We start from the raw sequence: 14,134 nt of genomic DNA on the forward strand, positions 1-14,134 counted from the left end.
AACCCTTATCCTGACTTGATTTCAGTTTTTTCCTTGTCAGTAAGGGTGTCAACAAGGAATATTACAGATTGTTAACCGAGTCTTGAAAGCCTTGTGCTACAAAGGTTTGAAATGTTAAGAAAGATGTGACTAAAGGACAGATTAAGGGGGGCAGGGGGGATCGAACCTAAAATCCATTTTTGATTTAATTATAACCAGCTACTTAACTAGGGTTTATAACTGGGAAAATCGATATAACCTTCCTTGTCAAAAGAATACCAATCTTTCATCTCAGCATCGGGATTAAGGGGCCAATTATTGGCGAATCTTTCCACCAAATCGGGATTACTGATATAGGGGCGACCGAAAGCAATTAAATCCGCATCTCCTAACTGAATAGCGGCTTCAGCAGTTTCTTTTGTATAACCACAATTGCCGATTAATGCACTATTAAAAACAGCCCGAAACTCGGATAAAAGCATCGGTTGACCCTTTTGATGAAAACCAAAAGCCAAGCCATCTAGCAGATGCAAATAAGCTAAATTGTACTCATTTAATCTTTGGGCAATATAGAGAAAAGTTTCTCGAAAATCCTCGGAACCCATGTCATTATAAACTCCATTGGGAGACAGACGCACCCCCACCCGATGACTGGGAAAAACAGTTAAAATTGCCTCGACCACTTCCTGTAAAAAACGATAGCGATTTGCCAAACTGCCACCGTACTTATCCTGACGCTGATTAGTGGCCGATTGTAGAAAAGTATCGATTAAATAACCATTAGCCCCGTGAATTTCTATGCCATCAAACCCCGCTAATTTTGCCCTCTGAGCGGCTTGGCGGTAATCGGCGACAATTGTGGGGATTTCCTCGGTTTCTAAGGCTCTAGGGGTCTCGTAGGGCTGTTTGCCTATGGGTGTATGCAACTCCCCCTTAATCTTAATTGCGGAAGGGGCAACGGGTAAAGCCCCATTTTCCTGAAAACTGGGATGAGAAGCGCGACCACAGTGCCACAATTGACAAAAAATTGGTGTTCCTTTTCTTTGGGCGATTTTAGTCACCATTTGCCATGCTTGCGCTTGTTCATCGGTGTAGATACCGGGGGTATTTTGCCAACCGTTAGCTTGGGGAGAAATTACCGTCGCTTCCGTAATCATTAATCCCGCGCTGGCCCTTTGCCGGTAATACTCGGCCATTATCTCATTAGCAAGACGTTTTTCTCCGGCTCGCGCGCGCGTCATGGGAGCAAGCACAAGACGATTTTCTAAGTTTAAATCTCCCAATTTAAATTGACTTAAAAGAGCCAGGGAAGTAGTGAAGGAAGTCATCGAATTTGCCGATAGAGAATTTAGGTTAATTTTACCGCAATTAGTTAAAACCAGATAATCACACTCGAGGATGATTGACTGGCTATCTGCGAGATTGTCCCTCTCCTAAGTGAGGAGAATTAATCGAATCAACTAGCTGAGTATAATTTATCTTGGTCATAAATATGACTATAATTACCAGTTATCTAATTTATTCATCTTCCAAAATTAAAGAGATATAAACTATGTTTTCTGGTGGTTGATTCATGATGGTTCGGTATAAAATAGTGTAATTACGCTTATGTTTATCTGACCAGAAATAGTCATTGTCGAGATGTCTAGTAACTGGTGTTTTACCGATAAAACAGACTTCCTAGGGACTGAAACCCCTACTATTCGGTGCTTGCGAATTTTAAGAGGGTTTTTCAGAATCAGCATTTTTTAGGGAACCTAACCAAAAATACCCAAAAGAGGCAAACAGCCTCTAGATTGCGTTGATAAAAATGGGAAAACACGAGTTTTTAGCAAGCATCGTGCATTTAATTGTGCTAATCTCGAAAAAATTGCTGTTTTTTAACGATTTATTTAGAACTAATTTATTAGTAAAAAAAGATGTTAAAACAGTCTTGATCGACTTAGGCTTTGTGGCTAGTATGTAAAGCATATAGCTTCTTCATTGGAGACACCTGAATGAAAGCCCTATTACTATGGCCGCTGATGCCCAACTCCTTTTGGTCCTATCAAGAGACTTTAGATCTAGCCGGTTTAAGATCAACCAATCCGCCCCTGGGTTTAATTACGGTGGCAGCCCTGTTACCATCGGATTGGGAAATCCGGTTTGTTGATCGCAATGTCAGATTAGAAACAGCTTCGGATTGGGAGTGGTGCGATTTGGTAATCATCTCCGCCATGATCATTCAGAAAAAGGACTTTCAAGAATTGATTGCCAAAGGGTTGCAGTTGGGTAAAAAAGTGGCTGTAGGCGGGCCTTACCCCACCTCCTATCCAGAAGTTGCCCAAAAAGCTGGGGCAGATTACCTGATTCTCGATGAAGGAGAACTGACAATCCCTCTGTTCTTGGCAGCCCTGGAGCGGGGTGAACCGAGTGGTGTCTTTAGAGCCAGCGAGAAACCAGATGTAACCATGACACCGATCGCCCGCTATGATTTACTAGATCTGGATGCCTATCTGGCGATTACCGTGCAGTTTTCTCGCGGTTGCCCCTTTCAATGCGAATTTTGTGACATCATCAACCTCTATGGCCGCAAACCTCGCACCAAAACCCCAGAACAAATGTTGGCTGAGTTGGAGACGTTATATCAACTGGGCTGGAGGCGCTACATTTTTGTTGTGGATGACAACTTCATTGGCAATAAGCGGAATGCCAAGGTGTTTCTGCGGGAGTTGATCCCCTGGATGGAGCAACACCAGTATCCCTTTAAACTGATTACGGAAGCTTCCCTTAATCTGGCCGAAGACAGCGAACTGATCGAGCTAATGGTCAAGGCCGGCTTTATGCTGGTGTTTATGGGGATTGAGACACCAGATACCGATAGCTTAATGGGCATTAACAAGGTTCAAAACACCCGCCAATCCCTGATCGAATCCTGTCACAAAATTACCCGCATGGGGCTGCAGATTATGTCTGGCTTCATTATCGGTTTTGACAATGAGAAACCTGGCGCAGGGCAGCGGATCAAAGATTTTATTATGGAGGCGAGTATTCCCCAAGGGCAGTTTAGCTTGCTCCAGGCCCTGCAAAATACCGCCCTATGGAATCGCCTGCAACGGGAAGGTCGTCTGGTGGATGGCATGGGTACTTTCCATCAGGGAGCAATGATGAACTTTGAGCCAACTCGCCCGGTGGAAGAGATTACCGAAGAATACATCGATGCTTTCTGGGAAATCTACGAGCCTGTTAACTACCTGAAACGAACCTTCAACCATTTCATGATCATGGGGGGATGGCGCGGCAAATCGAACCGTAAATTAGATTGGCAACAGTGGCAATTGTTCCGTTCCTTGCTCTGGCGGCAGGGGATTGTCCGACCGACGCGCTTCCGTTTCTGGTGGCAACTGGCAGTGATTGCCTGGGTCAAACCCCGTCTGCTAGAAGAGTATCTAGCGACCCTAGGGATAGGTGAGCATTTTTTTGCCTATCGCTATGAAGTCAGAGAACAATTACTAAAACAACTAGCCGATTTGAAGCAACAGAAAGCAAGGGTAGCCCAGCTGGAAAAAACGCTCAAAAGCTAGACAATATCGCAGACAAACAGTCAATGCAGACATTTTGGCAAATTTTTCTTTTTAGGATGGTTTTCCTGAGTTGAGATTCTCCCCCCTTACTTTATTTAAGTAGGGGGGAAAAAAATCAATTGGCACGCTGTTCAACCAACAGTTGGTAAGCATGATTAAAATCAGCCGTTGTAATGCGAATCTCAGTTGGGTCAGTCATTCCCTGATGGCGATAACGACGAATTGCCATCAGTGCCGCTTGGTTACATAATAACGCTAAATCTGCGCCATTCCAGCCTTCGGTTGCCTCGGCCCAATAGCCTAAATCCACATCCTCTAAAGGACGTTCATCATTATGGACCCCGAGAATTGCTAAACGACTAGAGGCATTCGGTAAATCAACTTTTAACTGTAAATCTAACCGTCCTGCTCGCAATAAGGCTGGATCTAAGGCATCTGGGCGATTAGTGGCTCCAATCACTAAAATCGTTGCCCCCGTTTGCAACCCATCTAACTCCGTGAGGATTTGTCCCACAACCCGGTCACTCACGCCTGAATCCCCACTATAACGACCTCTTGCCGGTGCTAAAGTATCAATTTCATCAATAAAAACCACACAAGGGGCTGCCTGACGAGCTTTGGCAAACAACTCGCGCACCGCTTGTTCACTCGCCCCCACCCATTTACTCAAAAGCTCAGGTCCATTAATACTGATAAAATTAGCTCGCGCCTGAGATGCAACCGCTTTGGCCAATAAGGTTTTTCCCGTTCCGGGGGGACCCCAAAGTAAAATACCTTTGGGAGCTTGGGCTTTGGTTTGCGTATATAATTGCGGATGGAGTAATGCCCCTTCCACAGACTCCTGTAGGGTTTGTTTAATCTGTTCAAGTCCGCCAATATTGTCCCAGGCCACATGGGGAGATTCCACTTCCACAGACCGCAATACCGCCGGTTTAACTTCTTTAAGGGCTTGCAAAAAGTCGGCTTGGACCACCGTCATTGTTTCTGGAATTTGCGAGTCAATTGTAGGAACCTGGCGCCGCAAAGCACTATAGGCCGCTTTCTGGCAAACGGCTTTTAAATCTGACCCGACAAATCCCACCGCATTATCGGCAATCAGATCTAAGGAAACTGATTCATCTAGGGGCATGGAACGGGTGAGAATTTGCAGGATTTCTAAACGGCCCTTGCGGTCAGGCACCCGAAAGAGGACTTCTCGGTCAAACCGTCCGGGGCGACGGAGGGCAGGGTCAAGATGGTCGGGACGGTTTGTCGCCGCTAGAACAATCACCCCTTGACTTTGGGCAAAACCATCCATTAAACCCAGCAATTGGGCCACCAGTCTTTTTTCTACTTCCCCTTCAACTTTACTGCGATCGGGTGCCATGCTATCAATTTCGTCAATAAAAACGATACAAGGCGCATTCTTACTGGCTTTCTCAAAAATTCCCCGCAGTTTTTGTTCAGCCTCCCCATAATATTTGCTGATCACCTCTGGTCCAACTAAGGCAATATAGTTAACACCGAGTTCTTCGGCCAAAGCACGGGCAGTCAGGGTTTTACCAGTTCCAGGGGGGCCGACTAAGAGAACGCCGCGAGTGGGTTCAAGTCCTAACTTGGCCAATAAGTCGGGGCGTTTCAGAGGAATGGCAATTAGTTCCTTGAGTTCTTTAATCACTTCCGTCAAGCCACCAACATCTTTCAGGGAAGCCGTGGTCGGTCCTTCGGGCGGTGTCACACTGTCTTCAACCCCTGAATCGGTGGGGGTATCGCGATTGCGATTCACCTCAAAATCATCCCCACCAGAATTGCTCGGGCGAGAAACTCCCCCTGAACGGGGAATACCGCCAGCACGGGGGATGTTACTCAAGGAACGAGAGTTAAACTGCACTTCGGTTTTAATTTCCCCTTTTTCCAGTTTTTCCTCTAAGGTTTTAGCCAGTTCGACTAATTGCTCAAAGCCTTTGAATAGTTCTACCATAAAATTTCTCCTGAGTCAAGTGAAGGATGGGGACTGGGTGATAGATGGGGTTAAGAAGTCCGACTTTAAAGACTAATTACCTTTAAAATAACAGATCTGCCGCGGCTTTGACCCGGGCTAGAGGTTCTACAGACCGAGGTAAACTGGGTAAGCGGATCAAAGTTTGATCTGGGAATAAATCCCGATCAATTTCCTCATTAGCATGATAACGATTCTGCACGACGTAACGTTGATAGACTCCCTTTTTTTTCAAAGATGCTGTCAATCGCAGTTGTTCGGCAACGATGGCATCTTGGGCTTGCAAAACTCCAATAAATTCTGTATGTTGGGGGTCTTTGAGTTTTTTCTGGGCAGACATCACCTGTTGTCTTAAGATTCGCAATCGTCCCATTAAATCTACACGCCCTAAGACATCTTGATACTTCATCCAAAGCTTAAAAATCCAACTTAACCAATCTCCTAAAGCCGTTGGCATTTCTAAAAATCGCAGGAGATGACCGGTAGGAGCCGTATCTAAAATAATCAAATCTTGTTGTTTCTGGTCTAATAACTCCATTACTTTTACTAGGGACAACATTTCATCAATTCCTGGCAGAGATTGAGCGACAATTTGCCGCCAAGCTTCTGGAGTATAAGCTAGTTTGATGTTCCCTTCTTCCTTACCTTCACCACTAATCATTTCTGCCAGTTCCCATAAATAATCATCCCGAAATTTTTCTAAAACGATATTAGCATCAACTTCTTGACCACTTAAATTAGCAGTTAATTGTGTGGATTGATGTCCTAATTTTGTCCCAAAGGCATCTCCCAAAGAATGAGCCGGATCAATAGAAATAATTCTAATTTTTTGCTGGGGATGACGATTAGCTAACGCCCAGCCAATAGCTGCGGCAACGGTGGTTTTTCCCACTCCCCCCTTGCCACCAATGATAATGAGTTGGCGTTTGTCGTCAATAAAATCACTAAAAATCGGCAGAATTTTTTGCGGCCATTGAATAGGAGGCGGGGCCATAAATTCTACTTTTTCGATAATTTCAATTTGACTCATGATCTGATCTAATGCTTCACCTCCCAGGGGTTCTTTTGCCTGTTGGGGCAGGGTGAAAATTGTCTCTTGACCTGGAATTTTTAGGAATTTATCCAAGAGTTGCTGTTGCTCACTGTAGCGATCTAAATTTTGATTAGGATCCGTTAGAATGCGATTAATAAATAATCTGCCGCAGGGAATATTTAAGTGATGCAAACTATTGAGTAATCGTTCGGTTTCTAATAAACTCATCGGTTCGGCAATTGCCACAATTAAACAAAGGGTAAAATCCCGATCTTGTAGGATTCGTTTGCCTTCGGTTAATTCTGCTTGTGTTTTGACTAAAAAGTCATCCACATCATCGGCATTGTAGGTTTTTGAAAAAGTTTGCGAAATAACACGATGTTTTTCTTGAAACAACTCTAAAGAATTTAAAATAATCTCTAAAAAGTCTTTAATCCCCAATAAATTCAAGGTATGACCAGAGGGAGCCATATCAACAACAATTCGATCTACAACATTGTCAATAAGTAATCGCTGAATTTCTAATAGACCCATAATTTCATCTAAACCTGGCCAGTCTAAATCCCAAACAGGAGTTAAATCTTCTCCTTCAACAAAACTGCCCCGTTCTACTAAAAGTTCTAAAAATTTTCCGTATTTTTCTTTAAATTCTAAGAGCAATTTTTCCGCATCTAATGCCCTAACTTTTAAGTTGGGTAAGTCTTTTACAGGTAATGCTTGATCGCTAACTTCTGTTTGCAATACATCCCCTAAAGAATGAGCAGGATCGGTTGAGATTAACAGTATTTGTTCTTCGGGAAATAATTTGGCCCAACGGCGAGCAAATCCACAGGAAAGGGTGGTTTTTCCCACTCCTCCTTTGCCACTAAACATAACTAAATGTCGAGTGTCATAGCAACTTAGAGCGTTATTTACCAAGTTAAAGTTAGTCATAGAGAAATCAAGTTAAGTAAAGTGATAGGGGGGAGAAACTTGTCCTAATTGTAATTGCCAACGGGGGCAAGCTTTCTGCCAATGCAAGACTTGCTCGATTAGTAAAGGTTGTTCTTGAAAATCAACTAAAAGATAAATTCGTGATTCTGTCCCCGGAGCAGTAATAATCCTCGTTGATAGATAGCTTTGTTTGATTAAATCGACGAGATTTTGCCATTCTGAACCTTGCAAAGTATAAAAATCTTGTTGGGCTTCATAAAGCTGTTTTTTGGCTAAAAAATATTGTCTGCCCTTGCTTTCAGAAGAGAGTACAGGCTCCTCTGGCTTACGAGGAATACATTTTAAAAGATATTCTCCTTTTCCCTCAAGTTCTTCAATTTTTTCTTGATATTCTTGGCCATGAGAACAAAGATGAGTCAGTAAATTTTCTGTCTGTAAAAAAGATGTGCCAAAACGTAAGGGTAAAATAGTGGTTTGTTGAAATAATTCACAGATGACTCGATCATGACATAAAACCGATTGAATCAAGCGTTCATCATCATTTTGTAAAGTGTCTAAACCAACTTCGGGTTCGACTACGGCCGAGAGAGAGCCAACAGTTATCAGTAACAATGGGTTAGCCATTCCAACGGGTAATTTTAGGCTTTCTATGGGGGTTTTCAAAAAAGCGTAAGTATATAGATTGTACAATTTCATAGGGTTGACCGAAAGAAAATTGACGATTTTTTACAAATTTTTATATTGGGGCGTTGATATGCTAGAATATTCTAAGTTATTCAGGGATTGTTATGACAACCACTCGTCCACCCAGACCAATTAGATCTAAAATTAGCACCATGCCTCGGAAACAATCTGAAGCAGATCACCAACTTGAGCTTTATAAGTTAATTACTGAAAAACAACGTATCCAAGAAAAATTAGAAATGATGGAGCGGCAGATTCAGCAATTAAAAAATCGTCTCACGTTTGTGACAGAGCAAATTGAGACTACAGAACAAAGTATTCAAAATTTGCGTACAGCCAACCCTCCTAGTGTATCTAAAAAACCTGATTCCCCCAAAACTGTTGCTCACTCCTCTAATAATAATAATTCTAGTAATTTCCAAGCTTTTTACCTAGAATATTAAGGCTTAATCAAGGGCTAGTTATGACCAAGCTTCAACGAGTTCTTGAGCTTGTCAAAGCCGCCCTTACTAAGCACCGCTACAATTTGTGATTTTGTTCATGGCCTATCGGGTTGGAAAGATTGCACGTTCTGAAACTGCGAAGTATGGAAAAATTCTAGAGAGAAGATTCAGATTCGTTTTCTGCCGCCTCTTCTTCTTCTAAGGCTTGAATTTTTAATAAAAGTTCTTCTTCCTGAATTTCAAACTCCTCCTCAGAAATGTTGCCCATATCGTAAGATAGTTGTAAGGATAATAACAATTTGTGCAAATTTTCCGCCTCATCATATTCTATATCTGCACGCTCTTGAATTTTCTCCCCAATCCAGATCAGACCCCCAATAGGACCGGTAACAGGAAGAAATAAAAGATCGAGAAACATAACTAATACTCTCCTTAGACAAGTTGGGCAAAGGTATAGGGTGCAGTTAAATTGTTATAGCGAATCCTTAGGCGATCACCGAACTGCTGATCGATCGCCTCAACGTTTTGGCTAAATTCGGACTCTTGCTCCCAGGGAATTAAATAAGCTGCATTGTAAATCATGTCATCCGTCATCGGATCGCTTTCAATCACCTCTTGGGCTCGATGATTTAATTGGTCTCTAAAGACTTGAATAATGTCTTGTTTCCGTTGCAATACAGTGGCTTCAATGAGTTGACCTATATGGATAATTTCTTCCATATTTAAGTTTTTACCCATCATCGCATCCCGTTCTTGCTTTAACTTAGGATTAGACTCCAAAGCCGCTTGTAATTCCCACTGATTATTCCAAAAAATCTTAATGCTAACTTCTCGTTGGCCCGACAGTTTAGCAAATAATTCTTTCAGTTGGGTTTTATAGGGAGTAATTAGTTGTTCGGTGACAGATTCCCAGGTTTTGATAACTAAGCCAAACCGCAGGGGCAACAACGTTGTAAACCCTGCTTCCATGACAGTTTCTAATACTTTTTCATGGCAAATTAAATAGCGACGGGATGCCAAATACTTCTCTTTATGAGCAGCGGAGTAGAGAAAACTAAAACCATCAATCATCTCACTGTGAACCGGCTCATTATCAATCCCCTGCAAAACCAGTCCGTCAGGAACTGGTTCGGGAAATATGCCATATAAATAAAGACCCACTGTCATCAGTATTCTCCCAAATTAAACCGGCTGAGAAGTTAAAACCAAACGAAGCTTTAGATGAATTAGGTCTAATTGAGCTAAACCCAGATCAACATTTCCTTCCACAACAACTCCTGTATTGAGGAGTCTATCCACTAATTCTAACACAGAAGGCTTAATACCCTCCTCTCCCGGGTAATAACTCCCTGCTTCCGGTAAAAGAGTGCCAAACTCTCCTAGGTGGACATTTAAATCTTCTGGCTCAACCTCAAAAATTTCACACAAATGGAGAACTTGTTCTTGCAATTTTTGGATACTTTCTGCAGCTCTATCTAAATCAGACTCACTGAGAACCCCTTTTTCCATTCGGCGAATGATTTGGGCTTCGAGCAATTGGCGTACCAGTTCCACAACAGTTAACAGTAAAGGGGCTAAACCAGCTTGGCTATTACTTTCTGGACTGGTCAGCAAGGCTTGATTATCAGAATCGTAAGGTGTGCAAGCAAGTGTCATGGTTGGAATTGGTAAATTAGGAGTTCTTAAGGGTGAGTCTCTAGTGGGGAGCTTGGCCAAGAAATTTTATCTGAGGGAAAAAATGATGTAATTAAACAATGTCAACCTTCCGCTGCCCTGTGAAGATTCCAGTGACGAATTTCCCCGACAGGAGGAATGTGCTTGATTATTTTAACTGGTATCGTAGCCCTCGATTGCCCCCGATTGGGGTAGGGATTTTAAGGCTTAAAGTTTAGCTGCCGGGGTTTCTGTTAATAAGGCTTGGGATTGGCTATAGAGATAGGAGTCGCTTGCCCACCCATTAATTGCCATCTCCCTTGCTCTATCAACAGAGGCAATCGTTAACTGCTGTAAACTTCTTGACCGTTTGAGGATTCAATTGAGGAATTTCAATATATACGAGGAATGTGCTTGATCGTTGGGACTGCCATCACGTCTCTCCATTACACTCCATTTGGTTAAGGATTTTAAGGTTTGAAGTCGGCGTGAAAGTTCCAGGTTTTCTGCGAATAAAGCTTGGCCTTGGCTAGGGAGGTAGGGATAACCTTGCAAGCTGTTAATCGCAGTTTCCCTGGCCTTATCAAGGGGGGCAATCGTCTCGTGTAAATTTCCTAACCTTTGAGGATTCAGGTGAGGAATTTCACGCATCTGAGGAATGTGCTTCATCGTTCGGACTGGTATCATGGCTCTCTATTGCACTCAATTGGCTTAAGGATTTTAAGGTTTCAAGCTCAGTTTCTAGGGTTTGCAGTCGGAGTGAAAGTTCCCGATTTTCTGCTAGTAAAGCTTGGGATTGGCTATGGAGGTAGGGATCACCTTCCCACCAGTTGATTCCCATTTCCCTGGCTTTATCAACAGAGGCAATTAACAAACGAATGCGGATATTTATAAGTTCAGTGGAGGCGATCGAAACGGAAATATCGCCGGCAATCACAATTCCTTTATCTAAAACCCGTTCGAGTATATCCGCTAAACTCGAACCTTGAGTTGCTGTTTTTAGGGAGTTGCTTGACTGGTTTCTGAGCGAGCCAGCAAAAGTGGAAGAAGTCACGGTTGGTTTCACTCAATAAGAGTATAAAATTAGTCTTTTCGCTGGGGCAAGTTGCCTCGCAGTAAAGATTGAATGGCTTTTAACGATTGATTTCCTGTCGAAGGCTCAGAAGTTGACGCTTGGGCATCGGAAGGCTCCTCTTCCTCTACAAAGGATAAGGATTCTAACGGATTGTCCTCGAGGATTTCCCATAAAATCGCTCTCGACTTATCAACAGATAAATTCGTGCGGGACAAGAGAACATCGGCGCAGATATCACGGAAGTCCGAGTCAGCGGAGTTGGCCGCAATATCGTGGGAGGCGCAGACTTTAGCAATCATTAAACAAGAGCGCAAACCCGACGTTTTTTCAGTCGCAGTTTTCACACGAAAGGTTTTGACGAGGTTGACAATAAATAAAGCATCATCTCGACCAATCCCCGTTTTTTTGGCAAGAATTTCGGTCTGAGTCAGTTGATCTGGTTCAGGCATATTAATGGTTACTAACCGATCCATTAGAGCATCTTGGGTAGCATGAACCCCGCAATATTCTTCTGGGTTGGAGGTGAAAATTGCCCGAAATTGAGAATTGACTTGTAGGTAATCGGGTTGATGGCTAGTGGGTGGCAGGGTGAGAATTTTTTCTTCCAAGGCAGAGAGTAAAACGTTGTTGACCTCAGGTCGAGAACGATTGAACTCATCATAAACTAGGGTAAAACCCTCTCGACAGGCCATTGTTAAGCGAGAATCCACCCAGTTGTGTTTTAGCTCGTCTTCAACTTTGAGAACGCTGTGGATATAGTTATCCGTCAGCTTTTTATGGGTATAACCAGATTGGCTACCAATTAAATCGGAACTGGTAAAGTCATCATCGCCAAAGATTAGCATCACAGGTCTGGCTAAACAATTGGCCAGGTGCATTGCCAAGGTGGTTTTTCCCGTTCCTGCTGGACCACATAGATGAATGGAAAAACCAGAGTTTAGATAACGTAAGGCGCGAGTGGCAATTTGATCAATCGAAGGCGTAACAACAAATTGACCGGGGCGAAGGGAGAGAACGGATCTTCTTGTTTGAGTTTCAGTAAATGTCATAGTTGAAATCTAGTAAATACCATTGATAATCCCCGCCTGAAGCGGACGGATATTCTCGATCTAACAACTGCTGGTTCAGGTTTCCCTTTAATAACCGAGTAGGCAAGGACGCTTGTGTCACCTGAATTTTACGGCAAGAAGTTTAATCGGATTTGACTTTTAAGGCTTACCTCATAATATATAATATCCCAGAAGATTAGGAACTGTCATCAATTAGCTCTAGAACCTTGATTCTGAAGGTGCTTTTAGGATATTCATTAGTCAAGGGGCTAAGGGTCTAAAATTCTTGTCTAGATTACTTCTCAAGACTTAAACAATGATAAGCCCAGATGCAGTCCTTTTCCCTTACCTCCTTTGTCAATAAAAGACTACTAATCACGACATTGACTATAGGCTGAGTGAAGCTTTATCATACTTTTTAATTTACCAGAGACCTAGAGCGGACTAAATAGGAACCCAACACTACTAGGTTGAGTCTAGAAACTTATAAAAGCAGGATCAGCATGGTAGGTTGAAAACCAAAGGCTTATTGTTGTATTCTCAGATAGTCCTCTAGTTTAGCCAGGAAAAGGGACTAGAGGGTTTTTACTCTAGCCCTAGGCTTAAGTGGGTTGGAATTAACCTAGAGATTTATTTGCCAAAAACGTAGATAGACAAATCTTGACGAAATTGACGCAATTCGTCTTTTAGCTGTTTCGCTTCAGCTAAACGTCGTTCTTGAAATTGACTCAAATCATCCTTCACCTGTTTAGCTCGATCTAGATGAAGTTGGCGTAAGTCGTCCTCTAGCTGTTTCGCTGCCGCTAAACGCTGTTCTTGGAATTGACTTAAATCCTCTTTCAGCTGTTTAGCTCGATCTAGACGAAGTTGGCGTAAGTCGTTCTCCAACTGTTTCGCTGCCGCTAAACGTTGTTCTTGGAATTGACTTAAATCGTCCTTTAGCTGTTTGGCTCGATCTAGACGCTGTTGCCGTAAGTCGTTGTCTAGCTGTTTCGCTGCCGCTAAACGTTGTTCTTGAAATTGACGTAAATCCTCTTTTTGCTTTTCCGCTTGAGCTAAACGCTGTTTTTGGGTAGCTGTTAAAAACAAGTGGCTTTCCTGTTGAACTTTTTGGAAAGACTGACGCAAGGCAGTTGCCTGTTCTTGCGCTTGTTTTTGTCTTTCAGTTTTAACATCCGACAAAAAAGCTTGGACTTCTTGCGAGAGTTTAGCTACCTCTCCAGCAATCGATAAACGCTCCTGGCGGAACTTTTCGATGAGAGCAGGCATGGGGTTGTCCTCAATTACTAAATACTATGGAATGGATTAGACCCAATCACCCGCTAGGAAAACCTTCACGGGGACTGGGGGGAGAGACAGTAGAGTCCGACTTTTCTTATCACCCCAAAGTTGAGATAGTGAACTACCCTATCAATTATAGACTATTGCGCCCCAAGAGAGGGGTAACTAAACTCAATAGGGATTAAAGAAAAGCCGAGAATCTAGAAAACCTGGTCGGGTTTTAACTGAGCAGATAGGATAATCTGGGATCAAGCCTTAAGCAGGAACCGCCGCCGATTGAGTCAGACCAACTGCTTCAGCATATTTGAGGTAGGTTTCAACCGAAGCGATAACTACACGAGCTTCAATCGCTAATAATTCGATTCCGACGAGAGATACGCGAGCCCAAGCATCAATAACGATACCTTTGTCAAGGATACGATCGATAACTTCAGCTAAGCTAGAGGAAGAGTTGGTTTTTTCG

Annotated in this window: 14 protein-coding genes; 2 read left to right on the forward strand and 12 right to left on the reverse strand. The window is 42.9% G+C overall.

The window, feature by feature from the left end; translation table 11 throughout:
• Positions 1-206: 206 nt before the first annotated feature.
• Entirely contained in the window at positions 207-1,307 is a 1,101-nt protein-coding gene (locus IM462_RS11005; RefSeq protein ID WP_287703666.1) for an alkene reductase, read from the reverse strand.
• A gap of 669 nt (positions 1,308-1,976) precedes the next feature.
• Between IM462_RS11005 and IM462_RS11010 the strand changes: the two genes are divergently transcribed.
• Positions 1,977-3,542 carry a B12-binding domain-containing radical SAM protein gene (locus tag IM462_RS11010; RefSeq protein WP_287703664.1) on the forward strand — a complete coding sequence of 522 codons (1,566 nt, stop codon included), beginning with the start codon at positions 1,977-1,979 and terminating at the stop codon, positions 3,540-3,542.
• Between the two features lie 115 nt (positions 3,543-3,657).
• Here the strand turns inward: IM462_RS11010 and IM462_RS11015 are convergent, their stop codons facing one another.
• From IM462_RS11015 to IM462_RS11025, 3 genes are all read right to left on the reverse strand, one after another.
• Complete coding sequence (locus tag IM462_RS11015) at positions 3,658-5,502, reverse strand: AAA family ATPase (RefSeq protein ID WP_287703662.1); 1,845 nt, start codon at positions 5,500-5,502, stop codon at positions 3,658-3,660.
• An 82-nt stretch (positions 5,503-5,584) separates the two neighbouring features.
• On the reverse strand, positions 5,585-7,486 hold the full coding sequence (locus tag IM462_RS11020; RefSeq protein ID WP_287703660.1) for an ArsA family ATPase: 1,902 nt from the start codon (positions 7,484-7,486) through the stop codon (positions 5,585-5,587).
• A 12-nt stretch (positions 7,487-7,498) separates the two neighbouring features.
• The gene (locus tag IM462_RS11025; protein ID WP_287703658.1) at positions 7,499-8,182 is read right to left on the reverse strand and encodes a GvpL/GvpF family gas vesicle protein; all 684 of its coding nucleotides are present in this window, start codon (positions 8,180-8,182) and stop codon (positions 7,499-7,501) included.
• A 92-nt stretch (positions 8,183-8,274) separates the two neighbouring features.
• Between IM462_RS11025 and IM462_RS11030 the strand changes: the two genes are divergently transcribed.
• A complete protein-coding gene (locus tag IM462_RS11030; RefSeq protein WP_287703656.1) occupies positions 8,275-8,613 on the forward strand; it encodes a gas vesicle protein in 339 nt (112 codons plus the stop codon).
• Between the two features lie 154 nt (positions 8,614-8,767).
• Here IM462_RS11030 and IM462_RS11035 read toward each other — a convergent pair whose 3' ends face one another.
• From IM462_RS11035 to gvpA, 8 genes are all read right to left on the reverse strand, one after another.
• A complete protein-coding gene (locus IM462_RS11035; protein WP_287703654.1) occupies positions 8,768-9,031 on the reverse strand; it encodes a gas vesicle protein GvpG in 264 nt (87 codons plus the stop codon).
• 14 nt (positions 9,032-9,045) lie between these two features.
• On the reverse strand, positions 9,046-9,780 hold the full coding sequence (gene gvpF / locus IM462_RS11040) for a gas vesicle protein GvpF (RefSeq protein WP_287703652.1): 735 nt from the start codon (positions 9,778-9,780) through the stop codon (positions 9,046-9,048).
• 15 nt (positions 9,781-9,795) lie between these two features.
• Positions 9,796-10,269 carry a gas vesicle protein K gene (locus IM462_RS11045; RefSeq protein ID WP_287703650.1) on the reverse strand — a complete coding sequence of 158 codons (474 nt, stop codon included), beginning with the start codon at positions 10,267-10,269 and terminating at the stop codon, positions 9,796-9,798.
• Positions 10,270-10,644: 375 nt separating this feature from the next.
• Positions 10,645-10,953 carry a hypothetical protein gene (locus IM462_RS11050; protein WP_002803843.1) on the reverse strand — a complete coding sequence of 103 codons (309 nt, stop codon included), beginning with the start codon at positions 10,951-10,953 and terminating at the stop codon, positions 10,645-10,647.
• Positions 10,910-11,320, reverse strand: coding sequence for a gas vesicle protein (locus IM462_RS11055; protein WP_287703648.1), 411 nt, complete (start codon positions 11,318-11,320; stop codon positions 10,910-10,912). Before IM462_RS11055 ends, IM462_RS11050 begins: the two co-directional genes overlap by 44 nt.
• Before the next feature lie 29 nt (positions 11,321-11,349).
• Positions 11,350-12,390 (reverse strand): gas vesicle protein GvpN, encoded by a 1,041-nt coding sequence (gene gvpN, locus IM462_RS11060; RefSeq protein WP_287703646.1) that lies wholly within the window; start codon positions 12,388-12,390, stop codon positions 11,350-11,352.
• Positions 12,391-13,020: 630 nt separating this feature from the next.
• A complete protein-coding gene (gvpC, locus tag IM462_RS11065) occupies positions 13,021-13,659 on the reverse strand; it encodes a gas vesicle protein GvpC (protein ID WP_287703644.1) in 639 nt (212 codons plus the stop codon).
• Between the two features lie 267 nt (positions 13,660-13,926).
• Positions 13,927-14,134 (reverse strand): gas vesicle structural protein GvpA (gene gvpA / locus IM462_RS11070; RefSeq protein ID WP_287703642.1); only part of this gene is annotated, 208 nt, incomplete at its 5' end.

The organism is Microcystis sp. M144S2 (assembly GCF_020246065.1).
GTDB lineage: Bacteria > Cyanobacteriota > Cyanobacteriia > Cyanobacteriales > Microcystaceae > Microcystis > Microcystis ichthyoblabe_A.